Annotated in this window: 16 protein-coding genes; 11 read left to right on the top strand and 5 right to left on the bottom strand. The window is 50.3% G+C overall.

Features of this window, described 5'->3' with window-relative positions; genetic code table 11:
- Positions 1 to 50: 50 nt before the first annotated feature.
- The gene (locus ACYVF1_RS03240) at positions 51 to 974 is read right to left on the bottom strand and encodes a TIGR01777 family oxidoreductase (protein ID WP_461075560.1); all 924 of its coding nucleotides are present in this window, start codon (positions 972 to 974) and stop codon (positions 51 to 53) included.
- A 407-nt stretch (positions 975 to 1,381) separates the two neighbouring features.
- Between ACYVF1_RS03240 and ACYVF1_RS03245 the strand changes: the two genes are divergently transcribed.
- From ACYVF1_RS03245 to ACYVF1_RS03255, 3 genes are all read left to right on the top strand, one after another.
- On the top strand, positions 1,382 to 4,495 hold the full coding sequence (locus ACYVF1_RS03245) for a fibronectin type III domain-containing protein (protein ID WP_461075562.1): 3,114 nt from the start codon (positions 1,382 to 1,384) through the stop codon (positions 4,493 to 4,495).
- 29 nt (positions 4,496 to 4,524) lie between these two features.
- Positions 4,525 to 7,896, top strand: coding sequence for a fibronectin type III domain-containing protein (locus ACYVF1_RS03250; protein WP_461075564.1), 3,372 nt, complete (start codon positions 4,525 to 4,527; stop codon positions 7,894 to 7,896).
- 149 nt (positions 7,897 to 8,045) lie between these two features.
- Positions 8,046 to 9,470 (top strand): choice-of-anchor Q domain-containing protein, encoded by a 1,425-nt coding sequence (locus ACYVF1_RS03255; protein ID WP_461075566.1) that lies wholly within the window; start codon positions 8,046 to 8,048, stop codon positions 9,468 to 9,470.
- A 51-nt stretch (positions 9,471 to 9,521) separates the two neighbouring features.
- Here ACYVF1_RS03255 and ACYVF1_RS03260 read toward each other — a convergent pair whose 3' ends face one another.
- Positions 9,522 to 10,688 (bottom strand): acyltransferase family protein, encoded by a 1,167-nt coding sequence (locus ACYVF1_RS03260; protein WP_461075568.1) that lies wholly within the window; start codon positions 10,686 to 10,688, stop codon positions 9,522 to 9,524.
- 172 nt (positions 10,689 to 10,860) lie between these two features.
- Between ACYVF1_RS03260 and ACYVF1_RS03265 the strand changes: the two genes are divergently transcribed.
- Positions 10,861 to 11,622, top strand: a complete 762-nt coding sequence (locus tag ACYVF1_RS03265) for an SDR family NAD(P)-dependent oxidoreductase (protein ID WP_461075570.1) — start codon at positions 10,861 to 10,863, stop codon at positions 11,620 to 11,622.
- 71 nt (positions 11,623 to 11,693) lie between these two features.
- Here ACYVF1_RS03265 and ACYVF1_RS03270 read toward each other — a convergent pair whose 3' ends face one another.
- On the bottom strand, positions 11,694 to 11,990 hold the full coding sequence (locus ACYVF1_RS03270) for a hypothetical protein (RefSeq protein WP_461075572.1): 297 nt from the start codon (positions 11,988 to 11,990) through the stop codon (positions 11,694 to 11,696).
- A gap of 119 nt (positions 11,991 to 12,109) precedes the next feature.
- Positions 12,110 to 12,976 carry a dienelactone hydrolase family protein gene (locus ACYVF1_RS03275; protein WP_461075574.1) on the bottom strand — a complete coding sequence of 289 codons (867 nt, stop codon included), beginning with the start codon at positions 12,974 to 12,976 and terminating at the stop codon, positions 12,110 to 12,112.
- A gap of 350 nt (positions 12,977 to 13,326) precedes the next feature.
- Here ACYVF1_RS03275 and ACYVF1_RS03280 point away from each other — a divergent pair, with 350 nt between their 5' ends.
- From ACYVF1_RS03280 to ACYVF1_RS03310, 7 genes are all read left to right on the top strand, one after another.
- Positions 13,327 to 16,452, top strand: a complete 3,126-nt coding sequence (locus tag ACYVF1_RS03280; protein WP_461075576.1) for a SusC/RagA family TonB-linked outer membrane protein — start codon at positions 13,327 to 13,329, stop codon at positions 16,450 to 16,452.
- Between the two features lie 88 nt (positions 16,453 to 16,540).
- Entirely contained in the window at positions 16,541 to 18,085 is a 1,545-nt protein-coding gene (locus ACYVF1_RS03285; protein ID WP_461075578.1) for a SusD/RagB family nutrient-binding outer membrane lipoprotein, read from the top strand.
- Between the two features lie 14 nt (positions 18,086 to 18,099).
- Positions 18,100 to 18,891, top strand: coding sequence for a DUF4397 domain-containing protein (locus ACYVF1_RS03290; RefSeq protein WP_461075580.1), 792 nt, complete (start codon positions 18,100 to 18,102; stop codon positions 18,889 to 18,891).
- A gap of 150 nt (positions 18,892 to 19,041) precedes the next feature.
- Positions 19,042 to 19,737: a response regulator transcription factor gene (locus tag ACYVF1_RS03295; protein ID WP_461075582.1), complete on the top strand. Its 696-nt coding sequence runs from the start codon at positions 19,042 to 19,044 to the stop codon at positions 19,735 to 19,737.
- The gene (locus ACYVF1_RS03300; protein WP_461075584.1) at positions 19,734 to 21,095 is read left to right on the top strand and encodes a sensor histidine kinase; all 1,362 of its coding nucleotides are present in this window, start codon (positions 19,734 to 19,736) and stop codon (positions 21,093 to 21,095) included. The genes ACYVF1_RS03295 and ACYVF1_RS03300 overlap by 4 nt, the downstream gene beginning before the upstream one ends.
- A gap of 204 nt (positions 21,096 to 21,299) precedes the next feature.
- Positions 21,300 to 21,692: a hypothetical protein gene (locus ACYVF1_RS03305; RefSeq protein ID WP_461075586.1), complete on the top strand. Its 393-nt coding sequence runs from the start codon at positions 21,300 to 21,302 to the stop codon at positions 21,690 to 21,692.
- A gap of 428 nt (positions 21,693 to 22,120) precedes the next feature.
- A complete protein-coding gene (locus tag ACYVF1_RS03310; RefSeq protein ID WP_461075588.1) occupies positions 22,121 to 22,474 on the top strand; it encodes a TerB family tellurite resistance protein in 354 nt (117 codons plus the stop codon).
- Between the two features lie 7 nt (positions 22,475 to 22,481).
- Here the strand turns inward: ACYVF1_RS03310 and ACYVF1_RS03315 are convergent, their stop codons facing one another.
- Complete coding sequence (locus ACYVF1_RS03315; protein ID WP_461075590.1) at positions 22,482 to 23,777, bottom strand: metallophosphoesterase; 1,296 nt, start codon at positions 23,775 to 23,777, stop codon at positions 22,482 to 22,484.
- Between the last annotated feature and the right edge of the window lie 83 nt (positions 23,778 to 23,860).

Below are 23,860 nucleotides of genomic sequence, written 5' to 3' on the forward strand. Positions count from 1 at the left end.
AAGTAATAAAAATGGATAATGGGGCTGTCTCATTATCCATTTTTTGTTGGTCATTCCTTCAACAAATCTTTCAAGGCGTTGTCCAGATCGGCGAATTGATAGCGGAAGGATGTCTCATCGGCGATACGTTTATTGAGGACGTAGTTCCCACCAATCACGGTAATCGCTAATTCGCCAAACATCATTTTAATGACAAAAGCCGGAATATTCGGCAGCAGCATCGGGCGGTGTAGTACGTTGGCTATCGAACGGGTCAACGTTTCGTTGGTAACCGGCGTGGGCGCTACGGCATTGTAAACGCCCTGCCATGATGTATCGGTGACTGCCTTGCTAATAATCTGACACAAATCATCGAGGTGAATCCAGGAAATGTATTGCTGACCGGAGCCAATGGGCGCACCGGCCCCCAGCCGAATGGGTTGCGCTAGTTTGGGAAGCGCTCCTCCTTCCTTCATGAGTACCACGCCAATACGTAGTTTCACCGTGCGAATGCCGAGAGCCGCTACCTGATCCTCCGAACGTTCCCAGGCACGTACTACCTGCGCCAGAAAATCGGTGCCGCCCGCTGCGGTTTCGGTCAACGGACGGTCGCCCGTGTCGCCCCCGTAGTAACCAATAGCCGAAGCGCCCACAAACGATTTCACCTGATGCGGATGCTGGGCCAACGCCTGAACCAGCAGGTCGGTCGATTGAGTACGGCTTTCCAGGATCTCAGCTTTACGTTCATCGGTCCAGCGTTTGTCGGCAACTCCCTCGCCCGCGAGATGAACAATGTGATCGGCAGTCTGAATCGCTTTCAGGTCAATCTTTCCTTTTTTAACATCCCATTTATAAACCGTTACGTTAGGCGGGAGCCCCCGGCCAGACGTAGCACGACTAAGTAACGAAACCTGAAAGCCTTGTTGCTGAAGTAGTTGGGTAAGCCGGCGGCCAATAGAACCGGTGCCACCCGTAATAAGAACATTCTGACTCATACGTATGACTCATTCCGACCCGACTGAACGTAACTGTATTACGTAGAATGGAATCGGAACGTATTTATGGACTGGGTCTGAGAAACTTTATGCGGTTCATTATACAACTCCCTCTCTGCGCTCTTGTTTCAGCTCGGCTACTAATTTATAAGCGGTCGGCTGACCTAAAATTGAAAGAAACTGACCCAAATTTAATAGCAGCAGAGTCTACATTTACAACACAATAACTTCTTGGTAAATTGCTAATTTTTGGTAAAATAGTTGCGTTTCCGACGTTTATCAGCTAACAGTCAGCTACGTAGAGATGAAGTAACGAGTACATTTTTTTGGCACAACACTTACCTATTGCGCCAACGTCCGATTAACACCAAGCTTCTAATTTGGCCATCCGTTTTTCTACCGACTTTATGGATACACGACTATTGATCATCAGGTTGTTTGTTAGCTTTTTGCTGGCTATAGGTGTTCGGTACGTATCGATTGCGCAGAAGCTGCCTCTACCGAATTGTGGTGTTGAAATAAATGCCTCTGATGCAAAGGAGCTTAAGCAGAAGATGCTGGCTTTTAAGAAGGTAATGGGTACAAAGAGCGCATTTACAACGCTGACCTACATACCCGTTCGGCCGCATATCGTTCGGAAGAGCGACGGCTCCGGCGGTTTCGAATTATCGGGAATGAATGAAGTAATGGCCATGACCAATAAATACTATATGGTGAATGGCCTGGGGATTCAGTTTTACTTTGCCGGGGAATCAGTCAATTATATCGATAACGACGATTTGTGGGCGAATTTTCCAGGCCCTTCCGGGCCATTTGACGTACCTAATGCCCTGAATCAGTATTACGTGCATAGCATTCAGGGTGGCTTTTCGGGACTTGCGGCATTCCCTTCCAATAATCTGTATTCGACCGAATCTTTTATTGCCGTCAGTAATTCGCCTGGCGACAAACGAGTAATAGGCAACTACATAATTCCCCACGAATTCGGTCATAATTTTGGCCTATACCATACATTTGGTCAGGGAAGTGGAGAATCGCTGACTGACGAACTGGTTACGCGGGGAGCCGGTGCCAACTGCGAAACTGCCGGCGATTTTATCTGCGATACACCCGCCGATCCCTTCACAAGACAAAATACGCCCGGCTATTATAGCGACTCAAACGGCTGCTACGTATACGACACCGAAAATACCGTTCGTGACGCGAATGGAGAGCCATTTAACCCGTCGTTGAGCAACATCATGTCGTATTTTTCCGCCAATAACTGTACGCACGATTTCACGGCGGGGCAGTACGATCATATCCAGCAGGCCCTCGCGTTACGTCAGACGCATACCGCCTATACGCTTGATTACGGAGCAACGCCCATGACGCCCCCCAGTAACCTGAGTTTGACGTTTGCGCTGGCTGCAAAAACAGTTACGGCTACCTGGCAGGACAATTCCAGCACTGAACTAGGCTATTTTATTGAACGCGCTACGTCGCCCTCGGGACCGTTTGTGCCGGTGGGTGGGGTAGGACCCAACGTAACGACCTTTACTGATACGGAACTGCCGCTCGACGTAACGTTTTATTACCGGATTCGTCCGTCCAATACCATCACTAGTCACCTCAGCCCAACGGTGGCGGTTAACACTAGTTCGTGTGCACCTGTTCAGTCTACTTCGCCGAGTCCGGCCCGTACGTCGGCCACCTTAAACTGGTACGGAAATTTTGTGTCAACTTATAACATCCAGTGGCGAGTGGCTGGTGCTACCGAGTGGAACACGGTGAATGGTGTTGCTTCCGGTGGTTATTCGCTAACCGGGCTGACGGCTGGCACTACGTATGAGTGGGGCGTGCAATCTGTCTGTTCGGCCACGTCGGTATCTGCTTTTGTGCCGGGGCAAACCTTCACTACGTTCACCTGCGTAACTCCCTATTTTTTAGGCACAACGGGCGCTACGTCATCGTCGGCGGGGGTTTACTGGTACGTTGCGTACGGTGAGTCGGGCCGAACGTATGAACTGCGGTACCGGCCCACCGGAACACCCAACTGGAATACGATCAGCGGTATCACCAGCCAGTCATTTTCGCTGACGGGACTTACGAACAATACGACTTACGAATGGCAAATCAGGAGTGTGTGTTCACCAACCGAGAGCTCAACATTTACGGCGAGCAGCATATTCACCACCAGTTGCCGGGTACCGAATGTAACGAGCAGCGTAGCCTCGCAGACCAGAGCCCGGCTGCAATGGTCGGCCCCTTTTCCCAGCGATGCCCAGTCGTTTCAACTACGTTACCGGCCTGCCGGAAATCCGAACTGGGCCACGGTTACTACGTCCATCCAGCCTGTTTATGATCTGAGCGGCCTTACTTCTGGTACTACGTATGAATGGCAGGTAGCATCGGTTTGCTCGGGGAGCGCGGTTTCTGATTTTTCCAGTCAGGCAACCTTTACAACGGGCTGTTTCTCGATTAAGCCACAGGATTTGGGCGCAAGCAACAGTACGTCCTCATCGGTCCAGTTAAACTGGTTTGCGACTGCTGACCCCGGTACGTTGTTCACGCTACGTTACCGCCCGACCGGCACGCCCACCTGGACAACGGTCAGCAACCTGACCGCAACGACTAACAACAATGTCTATACATTTGGGAATTACGTTTTGACTGGATTAACGCCGGGTACCAATTACGAATGGGAAATGGCAACTGCCTGCTCACCACAGAATTCGACGTTTACGGCAGGGCCTATTTTTCCCACGCTGTGCCCGATTCCGGCCAATTTATACCCAACCGTATTTGTTACGTCGGCTTATTTATTTTGGGATTCGGTGAGCCCCAGTGCTACGTATGAAGTTCGTTATCGGCAAGCCGGTTCAAGCAATGACTGGACAACGGTTTCCAACATCAACAGTACAACTGTATCGCTGACTGGATTAATCAGTAATACGGCCTACGATTGGGAAGTTCGAACGATTTGTGGTAATAATGGTTCCTCTACTTTCTCGTCGACACGTACGTTTTACACGCCCGACTGCACGGTCCCGGTCAATCTGCAAACGACTAACCTGACCACTACGTCGGCCCAGCTCAACTGGAGCTTTGCCGCTGCCAACGCCGACACGCGCTACCAGGGACGCTATCGGGCCGTGGGCACGACCGACTGGATTGTACTGGATAATCTGACCAGCAGCGGTGGGGTCGGTTACACGGTTATCAACGGTCTGACAAGCGGAACCGCCTACGAGTGGCAGATTCGTACGCTGTGTTCGGTGGGAGAGAGTTCGCCGTTTAGCAGCTCCGTTACGTTCTACACGACGGTTCCGTGCAATGGGATGTACACCGTCAAAGCTGGCTCGTGGGCTGACCCAACGGTGTGGTCGTGCAACCGGACACCACTGGCAACGGACGTAGTACAGCTCAAACACGTCGTGAACATACCGGCCAGCTACGTAGCAACGGCGCAACGGCTGCAATTTTTTCCGGGCATACGACTTACCTATGGACCTGATGCCCGATTAAGGGTAGGGTTTTAATAAAAGATATCCAGTTTCTCACAGCGTTTATGACTATACGACTATTTGCCGTCAAACTCCTGATTGCCATTTTATTGTGCAGTAGTGTTCAGTACGTATCGGTTGCGCAGAAGCAGCCGGAACCAAATTGTGGTACGGAAATAAGTCCGGAACAGGCCAAAGCGTTGCAGCAGCATGTAATACTGGCGCTCAAGCAAAAGATGGCCACCAACGGGGTTTTCACTACGTTGACCTACGTACCGATTCGTCCGCACATCATTCGCCGGGGCAATGGAAACGGCGAATTCGATCTGGCGCATCTGAACAATGTCATGGCGGCTACGAATCGCTATTTCATGATTAATGGGCTGGGGATTCAGTTCTACTTTGCGGGCGAAACGCCCAATTATATCAACAACGATAATTGGTATTTCAATTTTCCGTATTACAACCTGACACCTCTGGATGCGTATGACGTACCGAACGCCATGAACCAATACTATCCGTATACTATAGAGAGTTCAGCGGCTGGAGGGTACGCCTTTTATCCTGACAACAGCGTTCAATCGACCCGCTCCGTGATCGGTACAAGCGGCTCCCGCGATTTTATAGGCAATCATCTTATACCCCATGAATTAGGGCATAATTTCAGCCTGATACATACGCATGGTTTATCGAATGGTACGTACCGTACTAATGAGCTGGTTACGCGGGGTATCGGCGCCAACTGCGAAACTGCCGGCGATCAAATCTGTGATACGCCCGCTGATCCCTATGTGATTGGTAGTCAGTTGGAATACATTACCGTAGATGGCTGCCTTCAATATTCACCCAACAATACCCTTCGCGATGCCAATGGCGACCCGTATACGCCATCGCTTACGAATATCATGTCGTATTATCAGTACTTTGACAGAGATTGCCCTTCGCATTTTACGTCGGGGCAATACGAGCGCATTCAGGCGGGGTTGGCTATCCGGCAGGGTCATACGGCTTATACACTCGATTATCCGGCGACCAACGTACCACCGGCGACCAATCTGACGGCAACGGTCAGTGGTATATGGGTGCAGCTTTCCTGGCAGGATAATGCCACCAATGAAATGGGCTATTTCGTCGAACGTGCTACGTCGTCATCGGGACCTTTCGTTTCGGTGGGTGGGGTGGCTCCCGACGTTACGTCGTTTACGGACCAGACGGCCAGCCCGAACACGACGTATTATTACCGCATTCGCCCGTCCAACACAACTACCGGCAGCCTGAATCCGAATACGACGGTAACGACGCCCGTTATTCCGCCCGTTACGGGCTTAACCACCACCAACATTACCGGAAGCAGCGCACAGCTAAACTGGAGTAATCTGGGCGATGGTGTTGAGTATGATGTTCAATGGCGTCAGGTAGGGGCTGCTACCTGGAATGTACTACGTCGGATTTCTTCTTCCAACAACCAGATAGGGTACTTACTGAGTAATACAACCTACGAATGGCAGGTTAAGCCCTCCCTCAGCAGTACTTTTTCCGGGCCTGTTACTTTCACCACGATCTGCCCAATTCCTGCCAATCTGTACAGTACCACCGAGCGGATTCGGGCTCAACTTTCTTGGAGTGGAGTCAGCAATCAAACCTACACCCTTCAGTGGCGGCAGTCCGGTACGTCGGACTGGACGACGGTTAATAATCTGAATACTACTACGTATGCACTTTCGGAGCTGACTGCGTCGACGGTTTATGAATGGCGGATTCAGGGCATTTGCCCGCCCGGTGTTCAGTCGGAATTCAGCAGCCCTCAGTCGTTTACGACCCGTGCCTGCCAAAGCCCTTACTCGACGTATCTGGGTTCGGTAGGCGGAGATTTTGCCAACGTGTCCTGGTATTTCAGTACGCAGGACCCACCCCGGACCGTTGATCTGCGCTACCGGCCGGTTGGAACGCCCACCTGGACCACCGTCAGCAGCCTGAGTACAACGTATACAGTTGGCAATTACCAGCTCACGGGGCTTGCGAACAATACGGTTTATGAATGGCAGCTACGTACCGTCTGTTCAGCTACCGAACAAACGGAGTATACGTCGCCCAATTCGTTTACAACGCTCTGCCGAACGCCAGTTAACCTGACGTCAACCGTTTCGGCGACGCAGGCCCAATTAAGCTGGCGGGTCACGCCTAATACGCAGAGCAACAGTACGTTTACTGTGCAGTACCGGCCCGTTGGCACCACGGTATGGACCACCGTTACGAGTGCAACCACTACGTTTACTGGCGGCTTTGCCAAATTAACCGGGCTCACAACCGGTGCTACGTATGAATGGCGCGTTCAGACGGCTTGTTCAGCAACGGCCCTATCCGATTTTTCGGCGATTGCCCAGTTTACCACTACTTGTTCAGTGCCGCTGTACAACGGTTTTGTGGTGTCGGCTATTACGTCGAGTTCGGTACAGCTCAACTGGATCATTACGGATGACCCGGTGAATCATTACGACATTCGGTATCGACCCATCGATACACCAAACTGGACCACGATCAGCACACTTGGCACCAGCGCTACGTTGACAGGACTGACCAACAACACTACGTATGTGTGGCAATTGCGAACAATATGTTACGAAAACGAAGCTGCCGGTTTTATATCTGGACCGGATTTTACGACGCAGTGCCGGGTTTCTTTATATCGTACCGCTAGTCCCCAGGTTACGTCTGCTACGTTGAACTGGGAACTGACCGGGTCTAATACGACCTATTCAATTCAGTATAGAAAATCGGGCACGACGAGCTGGACGACTATCAATAATGTGGCCGGTGCGAGTTATACTGTTACAAACCTCACCGCAAACACGGCGTATGAGTGGCAATTGGCAACCGTATGTTCCGACGGCGTTTCGACTGGTTACGTAGTAGGAGCGGATTTTACTACGTATGCCTGTGATAAGGCGAGTATCTATCCGACAACGAATCTGACAACCAACTCTGCCCAATTGAATTGGGTTTACAGTTACGCAAACGCCGATACCCGCTATCAGGGTCGTTATCGGGCGGTGAGCGCCACCGACTGGATTGTACTGGATAATTTGACCAGTACAGACCGCGTGGGCTACACCATGCTGACCAATCTGGCAAACGGCACTACGTATGAATGGCAGATCCGGACGCTCTGTTCAGCCACCGAAAGCTCCGGCTTTACAGACTCCTATAGGTTTCAGACTTTAACGCTCTGTCCAATTATATACACAATCCAAACGGGTTTGTGGAACGATCCGAGTACCTGGTCGTGCAATCGCATTCCTGCTCCCGACGATGTTGTGCAGATCAAACATGCTGTGGTAATACCCGCCAGTTACATTGCCACTGCACGACGTATTAATTACGACGCCGGGAAACCAGTCAATTATGGCACAAATGCGCGGCTAAAACTGGGTTTTTAAAGATTTCTTAGCCACCCAGTACTAACTACGTTGGGTTTGAGCAGGCTCGCCACTGGATAGATTTCTAGTCATTCTAGCTATCCTGTGAGTAACGATGTACATAGTTCACTATATTGGAAGTGGTTTAAACCTCTGTCACTGCCTTTTTTATGGTTGACTTCTACAATCGTCCTTCCAGCTTTTTTTCGTCCCGTTTGTTGCTCCTGATAGGCTTATTATTTGGCCTTACTTCAGCAACCGTGCTGGCCCAGACCATCCGCTACGTAAAACCCACCGCATCGGGTTTGGGCAACGGCTCATCCTGGGAAAATGCTTCCTCTAGTTTACAAACCATGATCGACTCAAGTACCGTAGGCGATCAGGTCTGGGTGGCGGCTGGTACGTATAAACCCACCTCCACCACCGCCCGAGACATCAGCTTCACTATGAAAAATGGAGTGGCTATCTATGGAGGTTTTGCCGGCAGTGAAATGACGTTAAGCCAACGGCCGGACACCATGCCCTCCAGCACTACGTTGAGTGGCGATATTGGCACAGTGGGTGATAACACAGATAACTCGTTCCACATTGTTGTTGCTCCATATCTTCTGAATGCGACAGCTATTCTGGATGGCTTTGTTATCACCGCTGGTAACGCCAACACCGAAACTAATAATGGTGGTGCGGGAATGATCAACGGTTCTTCCTCTCCACTGATTCGTCGGTGCTTCTTTGTGGCTAACCGGTCCATCGGCACTGGCGGTGCGATATATAACAGCAACGCCAACCCAAAACTTATTAACTGTTCCTTTCTTGATAATGTGGCCGGTAAGGGTGGGGCGATAGGTAACTACAGCTTTGCCGCGGGGGTCAGCAGCCCGCAACTTATTAACTGCTCCTTTCAAAATAATACAGCCAATCAGGGTGGGGCCATCTATAATTATGCTGATTTTAGGTTCAGTGAAACCAGCCCTACATTGACCAACTGTTCTTTTCAAGGAAATTCGGCCGAACAGGGCGGGGCGGTGTACAGCGATAATTATAGAAGTAGCAGCCTCACGTATATGGTCAACTGCGTGCTTTGGAACAATGGGGGAGCCAATACGTTTGTTATGTATGGGAATTATGTACTGTCTTATGTGGCGCTTAGATACAGTCTGATCGATGCATCGGCGACTGTCTATGGCGCTGAGCCAGGCACCATGACGACCACCACCACGCCCTTTGCCTCCACCACCAGCACCGTACTGTCGCTTACCTCGCTGGCTATCAACTCGGGCGATCCCAGCACTACCACCGCTACGGTAGGCACCACGGATCTGGCGGGTAATCCCCGCTTCACCCAGGGACGAATCGATATGGGGGCTTATGAGACTGTCAGCTGCGATGGTCTGGTCACCTCCGTCAAAGACGGCAACTGGGATGATCCAACGATCTGGAACTGCAACGTAGTGCCCTCAAGTACGGATATCGTATTAATTAACCACGTAGTGACGTTGCCCGCCAGCTACACCGCTCAGATTAAAACGCTACGTAGTAACGGCGCTGGAAAATTACTCTATCAGACCGACGCTAAACTGGAATTGGGTTTATGACGCATTCGAGACGACGGCCCGATCTGCGCCGATAATCTGGTTGCTGGCTTCTCAAACCTTGATAATCACATTCTTCCGGTACATCCACCATAATATGCTGAACCAGATAAGCACGAACGTAACGGCCCCCGCCAGCGATGCATTACGTGGGTCGGTGAACGGGGGAGCGATGAAGGAGCGATACAGATAATCTCTCAATCCGACTTCTTTACCGTCGGGTAACGTAACGTGGATGAGGCCCATGATACGTGGAATCAGACCCGATAGAAAAAAGACGGTAATGGCATTGACGCCAAACGCTACAAACGGTAAGACGGCAAAACGGTATTTCTGCACATCGATGAGCCAATAACAAATGGCCAGTCCCAGCATAGCCAATCCGCCCGCCAGCAATACGTAAGAGCTGGTCCAGAGGGCTTTGTTGATCGGAAAAAAGCCATTCCAGCATAAACCAGCGAATAACGTCAGGCAACCCACGGTAAATAACCAGGCCACTTTTTCAGGGGCTGGTCGACTGCTTCGTAGCCACGTGCCTGTCAGAATACCCAACAGCCCAGTGCCAATAGCCGGCAACGTGCTGAGCAGCCCTTCCGGGTCCCACACCTTGGCCGGTTTGTAGACGTGCGCGGGTGTCAGAATCGTCCGGTCGAACCAGGCGGCCAGATTGGATTCGGGTTCGAGGTTTGGGTAGCCAACACCCGGTACGGGCACCAGCGTCATCAGCAGCCAGTATACAATCAAAATGATTCCGACAAGCGAAAGCTGTTGCCGATACGTTGTTTTCAAAAACAGCAGCGAGCAGCATAGATACACGATGGCGATTCGTTGCAAAACGCCCGGAATTCGAACCGTAGTGATGTCGAATTTGGGAAAGAAATTCAGGAAAAAACCAAGCAAAAATAACGTAGCGCTCCGTTTCAAAATTTTAAAAATAACGCTCCTGCCCGCGTGAGAACCGCCCGTAACGTATTGACCAAGCGCGAACGTGATGGATACGCCCACGATGAAAAGAAAAAACGGGAAAATAAGGTCAGTAGGCGTCCATCCGTGCCAGGAAGCATGTTCGAGGGGTGGATAAATATGGCCCCACTCGCCCGGATTATTGACCAGAATCATAGCCGCCACGGTTACGCCCCGAAAAAAATCGAGCGAAAGCAGGCGCGACGATGGGGTGAGGCTGGTAGGAGTTGATGTTACGTTCGTTTCAGAAAGGGTCATTTGCTGGAAGTGCAACGCTACGTTTACGCTGTAAAGAAATAAGTAAACTTTATCAGTTGCTTACAAAGTTAGTACTCGGTTAAAATTCGAACGGTTTATTGGTTAAGTTCACGAATTCCCTCTTGAATACCGTTATTTTCATCAGTTTCTTTCTCCCTTTTCCTTACATCTTATGTCAACTTTCACCAATCAGGTGGCTTTTATCACAGGTGCGGGCTCTGGTATTGGACGGGCAACGGCGCTGGCATTTGCCAAAGCTGGCGCTAAAATTGTCGTTGCTGAAATCAACGAAACCAGCGGACGCGCCACTGTCGATATGATTAATGAAATTGATGGACAGGCGCTATTTATTCCCTGTAACGTAGCGGAGCCGACCCAGATCGCATCGGCGGTTCAGCAAACAGTTGAACAATACGGACGGCTGGATATTGGTATCAACAATGCGGGTATTGGCGGGAAATACGCCCGGTTTCTGGATCAGACCCAGCAGGATTTCGAGGAAATGATGACCGTGAATGTCGGTGGAGTATTTCATGGCATGAAAGCTCAGATTCGGCAGATGCTCAATCAACCTGAAGGGGGTCGTATTGTGAACGTATCAAGCATTGCGGGCGTCCGTGGTATGCCGATGGGGGCACCGTACAGCGCATCCAAACACGCCGTGATTGGTTTGACAAAAACGGCTGCGCTCGAATACGTTCGTCAGAAAATACGTATCAATGCTGTTTGTCCGGTGTATACACACTCAACTATGGTCGATGAGTTGCTACAGGCAGCCCCTATTTTGGGCGAGCGGATGCGCAAATTGATTCCGATTGGGCGATTGGGCGAACCCCAAGAAATTGCCCAGGCCATTGTATGGCTCTGCTCCGACGAAAACGAGTTTTTCACCGGTCAGGCTATCCATTTGGATGGCGGAATGACAGCGGGTTGATACGTATCAACAAAAAAAGTACCGGTCTCTGGGTGAGCCGGTACTTCTGAATATCAATTAACTAGGTGCAATTACCTTGGTCCACGACCGCGTGAACGGTTGCTTCCATAGCCACTCCGGGCGCCGGGGCTATTATAGTACCGATAACGGGGTGCCGGTGAATAATAACGAGGACGTACTACAACGGGCGGTGCCGGACGATAGTAGCCATATGGCCGGGCATAACCGTAAGGGCGATACCCATAATTATACCCATATGGACGTGGGCCGTAGCCAGTACCTGTACTTACATAAGATGGTCCGCAACTGGTCAACAACACAACGAGCAAGCCCGCAATTACCAGATGCATACTTTTTATCGTTTTCATGATCAGAGTTGTTTAGTAGTCAACCGTTTTGTCAATTAGACAAATCATGACCAATCCGGTTTAATGAGAACGATAAAAAAGAGATTAAAGTTTTAAGTTAAAAGCTTGTATATTCATAATCAGGCCTTTAACTTTTCTTTTAAGTAAGCCAGTGATAGTTTGTAAGCGTCGGCTGCGGCTTCTTTATCGTAAATCGGGTTGCTGGGATTCGCAAAACCGTGGTCAGCATCGTACATTTTGACCGTCACTTTTTTGCCCGCCTTCTGCATGTTCTCTTCAAACTGCTTCACCATTTCGGGATTAATGCCTTTGTCTTTGCTGCCGAAAATGCCCAATACGTCGGTTGTTAGCGTTTTGAGTTTCTCTACGTCCTGCTCTGGCCGACCGTAGTACATTACGCAGCCTTTCGCCTGCTGACCCTCCTGAAGGGCCGACTGAAGCGACAACATACCGCCAAAACACCAGCCCACGCTGCCAAACTCAGCTTTAGGACCGGCATAGGCGATGGCTCCCTTCATGATGCTGGCCAGTCGCTCTTTGCTGGCTCCGCTCATGAGCTTACCGGCTTCGGCCCGGTCGGTGGCTACTTTACCGTCGTACATGTCCACGGCCAGTACGTTCACGTCTTTTAAATCGTTGTAAAACGCTTCCGACTGCTGTTTGATGTTGTCGTTCAGGCCCCACCATTCCTGATAAACCAGCAGCCATTTGTTCGACGGATTTTTCGATTTCAACAGAAAGCCATTTGCCGACTGACCATCCGGCGTCGAAAACTTAATCATGTCACCCGCGCCTTTGTATGTGAACGGAAGCGGATTTTCGTGCAATTTCTGGAAAGCCGGGTCAGCGGCCATCTGCGCCATATCGTTCGGACCGGCGGGCGCGTGACAAAGAACGATTTCAGTTTCCTGCGGTTTCTGCACAGGAGACAGATATGTTAGCAGCGATAGTAGAAAAGAGAACCCCGAAATAAAGATGATTTTCATGTGTTTTGATAATTAGTTGAACCTAGTAACGTATTGATCAGCCGTTTGGTTAACCGGCCCAGAATCAAATATAGGAATCAATGGCTGATTGTTTTTAATCGCAAAATCCGCTACGTAGTCTTACCACTTTCAACCGAAGTGCCGGTTGGGGATGCTCCAATGGTTAACAGATTTATTCGTTAATTCCTGTAGAGCCTTTAATCTTCTATCTGTACGAAAATCAGTTCATTAGACTATACAATCGCTTCGTAAAACAGACTTTTTAAGTGCCTGAAAGCCGCTTTCAGTTGCTTCTTTCTCAATTTAAAGGCAATTTTGAATGAGTACCATCAACAATTCTTAACTTAACTATGCAGGTATTTCTACAAAAAGCCTTCCTGGTGTTACTTTGTATGGCCCTGATGACGGCAGCCTATGCCCAGGATCGTCAGATAACGGGTAAAGTTACCTCAGCGGAAGACAACACGCCAATTCCGGGAGCCAGCGTTGTGATACGTGGCTCAACGCGCGGCACGACTACAGATGCCACCGGAACGTATCAGATTCAGGCCCGTACGGGGCAGGTACTTCGGGTAAGTTTTATCGGCGCAACCACGCAGGACATCACCATCGGTAACGACAATGTAGTCAACGTATCACTGAAAGCAGAAGCCAATGCGCTGAACGAAGTGGTCGTTACGGCGCTCGGTGTCAAGCAGGAACGTCGGGCATTAGGCTACGCCATCACTGAAGTGAAGGGTTCGCAATTGGCTGAAACACAGCGTGAAAACTTCCTGACATCGTTGCAGGGTCGCGTGCCTGGTTTGCAAATGTCGACCACGAGTGGTTTGCCAGGGGCTTCGGTTCAGATTCAGCTTCGGGGCGTAAACTCGATTGGTGGCGACAATTCACCGCTGTTCGTTGTCGATGGATTACCGATCAATAACAGTACGTTCAGTCAGGGCGCGCTGGTGTCGGATGGGCCAAACCGCAACAGCGATTACCTGAACCGGGCGGCTGACATTAATCCGAACGATATCGAGAGCATCAGCGTGCTGAAAGGACCGGAAGCAGCCGCGCTGTACGGCATCAATGCGGCTGCGGGAGCCATTATCATTACCACCAAAAAAGGCCGCGCCGGACGTAGCAACGTGAGTTACGATAACGTATTTCGGGTCGATCATGTGTATCGATACCCGAAAGTACAAACCGTGTACGGTCGCGGGACCGCAGGAACGCTTAGCCCAACGGCGTTATCATTTTTTGGGCCGAAATACCCGGAAGGATCGCAGATTTTTGATAATTCAAGAGCCTTTTTCAAAGATGCATTGACAAATCGCCACAACCTGACGTTTGACGGCGGCACCGAAAAACTGACGTATCGGGCGTCGAGCAGCTATACCAATTCGCAGGGAACAGTGCCGACAACGGGTTCGCAGATTCTGAATCTGTCTCTCAATCTGGTGTCAACGATTAGCTCGAAACTCGAAATCTCGCCCTCGATTCAGTATACGAACACCAAAATTCAGAAACAGGCGGCTGGACCTCTGGGCTATCTGATTAACCTGCTCACCTGGCCCTCGAACGACGATATTACCAATTACCTGAATCCGGATGGTACGCGTCGACGTATTGTGACCGAAGCGGGTGGCGAGTTAGATAATCCGCTGTTCAACGTGAACAGGAATCAGTCCAGCGATCAGACTAACCGAACCATCGGACGACTGGCGGTAAAATACGATCCAACGTCCTGGCTGAACATTACGGGACGTATTGGAACTGACCTGGCCGCTACGTCTGGAAACAATTTCATCCATCCCGAAACCAACGACGGTATTGCGCGCAGAGGTGCCATTGAAAACTACAATCAGAACAGCCGTATCCTGACCAGCAACGTACTGGCTACGGTCCGCAAATCGTTTGGCGACAAGATTAAAACGTCGCTGCTGGTAGGAGGGGACCTTTACGATTCCCGCGAACAAACAACGGCGATCTACGGTGAAAACCTGTACATTCCTGATTATAACTCATCGAACAACACCGATCCGATTTCGCGGAACCACAAATACACCTTTTTGCAACGGCGCGTGGTGAGTGCACTGGGTCAGTTTACGTTCGGCTATGGAGACATTCTTTATCTGAGCGTAACGGGACGTAACGACTGGACCTCAACTATGCCGATTCAGTCGCGGTCGTTCTTTTATCCGTCGGTGAGCGGTAGTTTTGTATTAACTGAATTGCCTGGTTTGCAGGGTAGTAAAACGGTTTCATTTGCCAAAATCAGAGCATCTTTCGCCGAAGTGGGTAAAGATGCGCGTCCTTACCGGGTGCTATCGAGCCTGACTACGCAGTTGACGACGGGCGGTGGTTTTGGCTATAATTTCTACGCTGGAAACCCAAATCTGAAACCAGAATTTGGCAAGAGTATGGAAATTGGTGGAGAGGTTCAGCTCTACAACGGACGGATTGGACTTGATATCGCCTATTACGATACGCGCCGGATTGATCAGATTGTAGAACAGCGCCTTAGCTACGGAACCGGATTCGTATTTGGCTTGCTGAACGGTGGTTCTTTCTCGACCAAAGGCGTTGAATTTGCGCTGACTGGAAAACCGGTTAAAACAGCAGACTTCAGTTGGGACGTAGTGGTCAATTTCTCGAAGTATAAAACCGCCGTGTTGACCCTGCCAGCCGCCAACGTACCGGAATATTACAACTCTGATACGTGGTTATACGGCAATATTCGCGCGTCGGCGTTTGTGCCGAACGTAGCCGATTACTTCCCTGAGCAGACGCTACGTCCGCAGGATTTGCGGGGCGCTGGTTCGGCGCTGGCTTTCGGTGGATACGACTACGTTCGCAATAAAAATGGCCAGATTTTGATCAACCCCGCATCGGGATTGCCGGTCATTAATACTAATTTCTTACCCATCGGCGACCGGACACCTGATTTCACCATTGGGCTGACCAACTCGTTTCGCTACAAAAATCTGAGCTTATCCTTCCTGCTCGACATCCGCAAAGGGGGCGACGTATTTAACGGCAACGAAATGTATCTGTTCCGGACGGGGTTGAGTACCAATACGTTAAATCGGGAACAGCCGGTGGTCTTTAATGGCGTATTGCGGGACGGAAAAGAAAATACCGAAAACCCAACGGTGAACACGGTTCAGCTTACGCCACTGTATAATACTAACTATTTTTCGGCTACGCCCGAGTCGGCTTTCGTCGAACGTAACATCAACTGGATGCGGCTACGTGACCTCACGCTGAACTACACATTCCCGGCGGAATGGCTGAGCAAGACCAAAGTGATACGTCAGGCGGGCGTTTTTGTGACAGGAACCGATCTGTTTCTGCTGACCAATTACACCGGCGCCGACCCGAACGTAAATGGTACTACCGCTACGTCGCAGGGTGCCGGAGCGGCTGGTTTTGATTTTGGTAAGCTGGCTGTGCCACGGGGTATTTCGTTCGGTATCCGGGCTGGATTTTAACGTAACGCGGGTGGTCGGCCGTTGCCGTAGCAACCCACAGTTTTAAGCCATACAAGCGGGCTTCTCCCGCCCTATATATTCATCAATCATGAAAAAAAGACTCTTATTACTACTGACGCTGTTTGGATTTGGGCTGAGCAGTTGCAGCGAATACCTGGATATAAATGCTGACCCGAGCTTCCCGCAGGTATCGGACGGCAATGCATTGCTGCCACCGATTATTGCCAACATGGTGCGGGGCGAAGTGTTCGATACGCGCTACGTGGGCAAATACGACCAGTATTTCGCCAGTTCGGCCGCGCTCGATCAATGGGACCGACACGGTTATATTTTTGGTTCGGGCGATCTGGGGGGCGAAAAATGGAGCACACACTACTGGCGTATCGGTAAAAACGTCGATCTGATGATTGACGACGGCAACAAAACCCAACGCTATGATCTGGTTGGCATTGCCAAGGCGATACGTGCCTGGAGCTGGCAGACATCGACAGATTTGTACGGAGAAATGATTCTGAAACAGGCCTGGGACAGCGAACGCTACCAATTCGACTTTGATCCACAGCCCGATATTTATGCGGAAGTGATACGTCTCAACCAGGAAGCGCTGACGGATCTGGCCCGTACCGACGGCAAGGAACCTTCGTCCGCTACCCGCCCCGGCGATCTGGTTTATAAAGGCGATAAAGCGAAGTGGGTCAAATTTATTTATGCTACGTTGGCACGTAACATGCTGCACATCAGCAATAAAGCTACGTTCAGCGCGGATAAAGTCATTGAATATTGCGACAAATCGCTGGCGAGCAACGCCGATAACTTCAGCGTACCGCATCGGGCCAGTTCGTCGAACGATGCCAATTTCTTTGGTCCTCGCCGGGGAAACGTTAACTCGTTTCGGGTTACGGATTTTATGCTTTCGCTGCTGGATGGGCGCGTTTTCGGTGGGGTTGCTGATCCACGTTTGCCACTTATGTTTTCTCCGGCTCCCGATGGCGTCTATCGGGGTGTAGTACCCGTTGCTGGCGATCCGAACAACGTAACGGGTAATGTCAGACGGATTCCTTTTCTGTTTGGGTATTCGCCAGCCATTACGCCCACGCCCGGAACCGGTAAGTTTCTATTCAAAGACGATGCCGATCACCCGATCATTACGTATGCGGAAGTGCAGTTTATGAAAGCCGAAGCCGCCTTCCGGAAAGGCGACAAAACGCTGGCACTCGACGCTTATAAAAAAGGGGTGCAGGCCAACATAGAATGGACCAACACCGTTGACCGAACCGCTACGCCGATTCCGACGGCCGATATAACCAAATACATGACGAGCAAAGCGGTGGTTCAAACCGCCGACGCGCTGACATTGAAGGACATTATGCTGCAAAAGTATATTGCCCTGTTCATGCACGGCTCGCTCGAAACCTGGGTCGATTTACGGCGCTTCCAGTATGACACAAATATCTACACGGGGTACATTATTCCGACCGGCACGAACCTGTTCCCCGACAATCTGGGCAAACCTGTTCAGCGGATGCGGCCCCGGTACAATTCGGAGTTTATCTGGAACCGTGCGTCACTGGCTAACATCGGCGCTACGTTACCCGAATACCACACCAAAGAACTTTGGTTCTCAACCAAATAACTTATTGACAAACGATGAAACAACTAATAGCCTTTTGTTGCGTAGCGCTAAGCGGTTTGTTAGCCACAGGTTGCGGCAATAAATTCGATTTTCTGAAGGATGTGCAAATGCCTGCTGGTGCGCAATTGCGGTTCATCCACGCGGCCCCTGATGCGCCCGCTCTTGATGTATACGTGAACGACAAGCAAATTTCTGGAGCCGCCGTTGCCACGACCAACCCGACCGGAAGCGTGCTCTATACAACCAGTACGTTATCGGTATTTCCGGCTGTTGATTACTCGGCTATTCCAGCCGGGGCGGCAAAAGTAAAAGCGGTGAATGCGTCGGGGGGAACGGTTGCCAGCCCACTGATTTCGGCTGATCTAACGACTGAAGCAGGGAAACGTTATTCGGTATTTGCAACGGGTCTGGCACCAAGTTATAGCCTTTTAACGATTCCTGATGAGCTTCCGGCGTTGTCGGGCAACAACATTTTTGCGCGAATTGTGAATCTGGTTCCTAATTCGACCGATGTTACGTTGACTTACGACGGGAAGGAGATCATAACGGGTATTGCACCCGGAAAAGCCAGCGCTTTTGTTCCGATTGCCCCGCCCGCCGATTACAAATCAGGACTGATACGTACATTGAATTTTCAGGCAAAAGTGAACGGAGCAATTCCGGTCACAACGGTGACTTATGCTAATCCGGCACCCGGAATTCAGCCTGGGGGCGTTTTTACCTTTTACGTAAGAGGGGTTATGACGACAGACACAAAGTCGCCAACAAAATACGCCGTAGGGTTTTTGAATTACCAGAATCGGTAAGTAAACAGAGAAGTTATAAAGTTGTAGGGTTATATAGTTGTAAAGTACTTGATGCGCAAGTCCCGGCGGGGAACCGCAACTTTACAACTATATAACTCTACAACTTTATAACTTCTCTGTTTACCGCCTAATCCTGTCTCCGCCAATCGCATGAATACCAGCTCAAACGTTCAGTTACTCGTGGTTGAAGACGAACCGAAAGTAGCGATGTTTATCAAAAAGGGCCTGCAAACGCAGGCCTATGCCGTTGAGATTGCATCGACGGGCGAAGAAGCAAAAAACCTGCTTAGTAAATCGCGCTTCGACCTGATTATTCTGGATGTGAATCTGCCCGACATTTCTGGTCTGGAGCTGGCCGAATACATCCGTCATCAGCCCAGCCAGGTGCCCATTCTGATGCTGACCGCGCTGGATACGGTGGCCGATAAACTCCTGGGTTTCGAAGCGGGCGCCGACGACTATCTGGCCAAACCGTTCGATTTCATGGAGCTTCTGGCGCGGGTGAAAGCGCTGTTAAAGCGAGCGCCCACCGTCGAAGAGCCGGGCCGACTGTTGCGTGTTGCTGATCTGGAGCTTGATCTTCACGAACGGGTTGCCCGGCGTAACGGACAAACCATTGAGTTGACGGCGCGCGAGTATACCTTGCTGGAGTATCTGATGCGCAATGCGGGCCGGGTAGTTTCGCGGGTTGACATTGCTGAGCATGTCTGGGATATTGGGTTCGATACGGGCACCAACGTCATTGATGTTTACGTCAGTTATCTGCGGGCGAAAATCGATAAAGACTCGCCAAATAAGCTCATTCACACCTTGATTGGTATGGGTTACGTACTAAAAGAAAAATGAGCCTTCGCAATCGACTGACCCTTTTCTTTACGGCCATCGTATCCGTTTCGCTGGCTTTATTTTGCCTGTCGCTTTACCTGGCGGCCGATCGCTATCGTGAGCGCGAATTTCAGCATCGTCTGCGTTCCGAAGCCTTAACGGCTGGCCATCTGCTGGTTGGTAAAGAACGTATTAATCCATCGCTTTATAAGTTAATGGATCGGAACCAGTTAACGGTTCTGCCCGATGAGGAGATCATTATTTATAACGCGAACGGACAACTGGTTTACGAAAGCGGCACCGATTTTCTTACGGTATCAGCCGTTACGTTAACCCGCATTCGGCAAGAGCAGCAACTTTATTGGAAACAGGGCAACCGCGAGATTGCGGGCGTATCTTTTAAGGATGACCAGACTCCTTTCGTGATTATTGCCTCCGCTGTTGATACGTATAATCGACGAACCTTACAGGATTTCGGTCAGCTGCTTGGTATTGGCTGGTTTCTGATGACGGGACTTATGCTGGTGGCGGGGCGCTTGTTTGCCGGGCGAACGCTACGTCCGATCAATCAGATCAATAGCCAGATTGACGCCATTACGGCGATGAATCTGTCGTTACGTTTGCCGGAAGGTGATCAGGCCAACGAACTCGCTCAACTGGCGCAGCGCTTCAATCGGATGCTGAACCGGCTCGAAGAAGCCTTTCGGTTGCAACGTTATTTTGTGTCGCACGCTTCGCATGAATTGCGAACGCCATTAACGGCCATTACGGGACAGCTGGAAGTGTCGCTGCTGGCCGACGACGAGCCTGACGAACTGCGCACTACGATCCGTTCCGTGCTTGACGATGTGCGCGGACTTAATCGCCTGACGAACGGTTTACTGGCCCTGACCAATGCAAACATGGATTCGTCGAGTGTGCCGATGGAAACCGTACGTATTGATACGTTACTAAATCAGATACAGGACGAATTTCGGCGACTTCATCCCAATTATACCGTCGAACTACGTATCAAAACGCCTGCTACGTCGACGCTTCATTGGCAAGTCCTGGGCAATGAAAGCTTATTGCGAACGGCCTTTTTCAACCTCCTCGAAAACGGGGGCAAATTTTCGGTTGATCACTACGTAACAGTCATTTTATCGGCCCCGAAAGACTTCCTTGAGATAAAAGTCTATAATACTGGCTCTGTGATTCCGGCCGACCAACTCACGGCTATTTTCGTTCCCTTCCAGCGGGGACGTAACGCGGACGGGCAGCCGGGCTATGGCATTGGGCTATCCCTAACCGAACGTATCATTCAGCTCCATAAGGGTACAATTCGAGTTGACTCATCAGCTGATTCGGGCACTACGTTTACTGTTACACTTCCCCGATAAGGGGTTATAAAGTTGTAGGGTTATATAGTTGTAAAGTTTTTAATGCGCCAGCCAACTTTACAACCTTATAACCCTACAACTTTATAACTTTTTTCATTTCTAATCCCGTTCTAATGCGGCTCTAACACGAGCCTAACTCCGGCTTCTGACCTTTGTTGTGTCGATCAGATAAACACTGATTGACGACATAAAACTGACAAAGCCATGAAAAAATACATTGTTATAGCCGTTCTTAGTACCTTGACTATCCTCAACGCTTCCGCGCAGGATGACACCAAACTACGTCGCGACGTAACGTACTCGACACACAACTACAAACACGCCAATAAAGCCGCTGCTGCTCGTCAGTGGTCCAACAAAAAAGGGGTGACCGTAAATGCGCCAACACTAAATCAGGGGCCAGCCGTGAGCTACAAGCACCAGGCTCCGGGCACAGCTCCCGTTGGTGGGGTAGTAACAACGCACACGCCTGAAAGAGACGTAGCGGTTCGGAACTATAAGATTCAGCGAGTTAGTGAGCCGCGTTCGACTGCGTCGCCTGATACGGACGTAACGGCTGGCGTACCACAAAACCAACCGAATGCAGGAGGTAACTAACCCCTCTGTAACAGAAGCTTTGCATTGTAATCACTCAACGTAGCTTTTACTTTTTTGCTGGCAGATCGCGTGGACCTGAAGCTAATCACTTCAGGTCTTTAGCATAGTCTCTGACCTGGAAATGGGTTCGAAGACTTAGGAACTGTCTGAGCTAACCAATCGTCGCGTAGCGACCAAATGTTTATAGAAACAGAGCATGATTATATTGGCTTCCGTCGCATAGCGACCAAACCAATTGGCGTAGTTTTGTTTGGTCGCTATGCGACGCGGTTAGCTTGGGCTATTTTGGCTACAAACATTAGGTCGCTACGCGACGATTGTCTATCACGTTTATCATTGCCACACTGGCTAGATCTGCAACGTAGTATGTAAACGTAGCATTCGACTATCTGCTACGTTACTTTGTTTTATCATTCCCTCTTGTCACTATGTATTCACCCGATATCGCTTTAGCCTTAGGCAGTCTTGTTTATGCCTTATCCTGTTTAGATGGGCGACCACACAAGGAGGAACTGTTAGTTGCGAAAGAATTGCTGGTCAGAGAACCACATGGCTCTCTGGCCGTCAACGGACTTTTTCTGCGGGAGGACGTACGAGAGTCGACCGAAGAAGCCTATGCATTTGGCATGCGTCGGTTGGTTAGCAAACGAACGGAATTAACGGATAAGACGAAAAGGCGATTTATCGCGCTATTGCTACGTGTGGCTCGGGCGCACAAAGGTATTTCGCCCAGCGAATGGTCGTTCATTCGCCGATTCTGGCGCGAAATCCGCCACCTTTAACGTATTGTTACGCTTTCACCAGTTCAAAAATGGTGATCTCTGGAAGGATGCCGACGCGACCCGGATACCCGATGTAACCGTAGCCCCGGTTCACGTAAAGCCGTTGATTTCCTTCCTGATACAGACCAGCCCATTGGCGGTAGAAATACTGCGTCGGGCTCCAGCGAATGCTTCCAATTTCAACACCGAATTGCGCGCCGTGGGTGTGGCCGCTGAACTGAACGTCGATGTCCGGATATTTTGGGCGAACTTCAGCGTCCCAGTGGGTTGGGTCGTGGGAGAGGAGGAGTTTTACGGGATAATCTTCAGTGCCTTTGTACGCTTTCGCGAGGTTTCCGGCACGTAGCGCGGCTGGCCCAAAACCCAGATTTTGCACGCCGATGAGGGCAATTTTATCGCCGTTCTGCTCCAAAATCTTATTTTCGTCGAGCATGATGTTCCAGCCCATCTGCTTGTGTGCGGCTATTACGTTCAGTACGTTCTGACGTTCGGCCTGCGCACTTGGCCATTGTACGTATTTACCGTAATCATGATTGCCCAGTGTTGAATAAACACCCATTGGCGCTTTCACTTTGTCAAATACGTCGATGTAATTATTGGCTTCCTCGGCATGGCTATTTACTAAATCGCCGGTAAAGAAGACCAGATCGGGTTTTTGGCCCATCAGCATTTCAACGCCCCCTTTCACGGCCGTTTTATTGAAAAAACTACCCGTATGAATGTCCGAAATCTGCGCGATGGTCATCCCGTTAAAACCCGATGGCAGGTTTTTCATGGGCAGTTTGATACGTCGGATTCGGTAGTCGTGCGCGCCCGAAATGATGCCCCACGAGAAAGCCGCCAGTGGAATCGTGCCAACTACCAGCGCCGTTTTCATCAGAAAATCAGAACGCGTAATGGTATCGTTGGGCAACGTAGTAGTAACAGGCGACGTTTGGCTCGACGTATCCTGAACGGCTTCAATCACAGCGGGTTTGTAGAACAGCGATACAACCCAACGAAAAAAACGGCCGATATCGTCGATCAACAAAATTAGGATGGTAAAAACTTTTGAGAAATAAGGAATCGCAATGCCCGCCCACAGAAACGTGCGTACCTGGCGACTGAGTGAATCGGGTGGGAGGAGCTGCATCACTACGTAGATAATCAGCGAAAGTGCCGTGAGGCTCCAGTAGGCAATCGTGATAATTCGTTGCGTGCTTTCGCTGGCCGACCGGCTAACCGTTTTAACAGCCTGCCATACGTACCAGTCGATCAGCAACATGATGACAGGCAAAATAAAAACGAGTGATGCGCGATTCATAAATTCAAAGAGTGAAAGTGCGAAAGAGCGAAAGAGTGAAAGAACCTGCCGGACGGTTTGCTGCCGAATGGCATTCGCTCTTT

The organism is Spirosoma flavus (genome assembly GCF_054778555.1).

Coding starts and splice junctions, on each gene's coding strand:
- ACYVF1_RS03240 (WP_461075560.1), bottom strand. CDS start 974: ATGAGTCAGAATGTTCTTATTACGGGTGGCACCGGTTCTATTGGCCGC.
- ACYVF1_RS03245 (WP_461075562.1), top strand. CDS start 1,382: ATGGATACACGACTATTGATCATCAGGTTGTTTGTTAGCTTTTTGCTG.
- ACYVF1_RS03250 (WP_461075564.1), top strand. CDS start 4,525: ATGACTATACGACTATTTGCCGTCAAACTCCTGATTGCCATTTTATTG.
- ACYVF1_RS03255 (WP_461075566.1), top strand. CDS start 8,046: ATGGTTGACTTCTACAATCGTCCTTCCAGCTTTTTTTCGTCCCGTTTG.
- ACYVF1_RS03260 (WP_461075568.1), bottom strand. CDS start 10,688: ATGACCCTTTCTGAAACGAACGTAACATCAACTCCTACCAGCCTCACC.
- ACYVF1_RS03265 (WP_461075570.1), top strand. CDS start 10,861: ATGTCAACTTTCACCAATCAGGTGGCTTTTATCACAGGTGCGGGCTCT.
- ACYVF1_RS03270 (WP_461075572.1), bottom strand. CDS start 11,990: ATGAAAACGATAAAAAGTATGCATCTGGTAATTGCGGGCTTGCTCGTT.
- ACYVF1_RS03275 (WP_461075574.1), bottom strand. CDS start 12,976: ATGAAAATCATCTTTATTTCGGGGTTCTCTTTTCTACTATCGCTGCTA.
- ACYVF1_RS03280 (WP_461075576.1), top strand. CDS start 13,327: ATGCAGGTATTTCTACAAAAAGCCTTCCTGGTGTTACTTTGTATGGCC.
- ACYVF1_RS03285 (WP_461075578.1), top strand. CDS start 16,541: ATGAAAAAAAGACTCTTATTACTACTGACGCTGTTTGGATTTGGGCTG.
- ACYVF1_RS03290 (WP_461075580.1), top strand. CDS start 18,100: ATGAAACAACTAATAGCCTTTTGTTGCGTAGCGCTAAGCGGTTTGTTA.
- ACYVF1_RS03295 (WP_461075582.1), top strand. CDS start 19,042: ATGAATACCAGCTCAAACGTTCAGTTACTCGTGGTTGAAGACGAACCG.
- ACYVF1_RS03300 (WP_461075584.1), top strand. CDS start 19,734: ATGAGCCTTCGCAATCGACTGACCCTTTTCTTTACGGCCATCGTATCC.
- ACYVF1_RS03305 (WP_461075586.1), top strand. CDS start 21,300: ATGAAAAAATACATTGTTATAGCCGTTCTTAGTACCTTGACTATCCTC.
- ACYVF1_RS03310 (WP_461075588.1), top strand. CDS start 22,121: ATGTATTCACCCGATATCGCTTTAGCCTTAGGCAGTCTTGTTTATGCC.
- ACYVF1_RS03315 (WP_461075590.1), bottom strand. CDS start 23,777: ATGAATCGCGCATCACTCGTTTTTATTTTGCCTGTCATCATGTTGCTG.